The following is a 240-nucleotide window of genomic DNA, read 5'->3' as shown; positions in this document are numbered from 1 at the left end:
ACTACGTGAAGTCGGAGTCGCTAGTAATCGCAGATCAGCAATGCTGCGGTGAATACGTTCCCGGGCCTTGTACACACCGCCCGTCAAGTCACGAAAGTCGGTAACACCCGAAGCCCATGGCCTAACCACCTTGTGTGGGGGGAGTGGTCGAAGGTGGGACTGGTGATTGGGACTAAGTCGTAACAAGGTAGCCGTACCGGAAGGTGCGGCTGGATCACCTCCTTTCTAAGGAGCATCAAC

At 55.8% G+C, this 240-nt stretch carries 1 rRNA gene; it reads left to right on the top strand.

The features are described from left to right. Positions 1 to 225: ribosomal RNA gene (locus tag NQ038_RS15300) — 16S ribosomal RNA — on the top strand; the annotation flags it as partial. Between the last annotated feature and the right edge of the window lie 15 nt (positions 226 to 240).

The organism is Brevibacterium sp. 50QC2O2 (assembly GCF_024580675.1).
GTDB classification, from domain to species: Bacteria; Actinomycetota; Actinomycetes; order Actinomycetales; family Brevibacteriaceae; genus Brevibacterium; species Brevibacterium moorei.
Note: the sequence above shows the minus strand (reverse complement) of the source record. Positions and strands in the feature narration are given on the sequence as shown.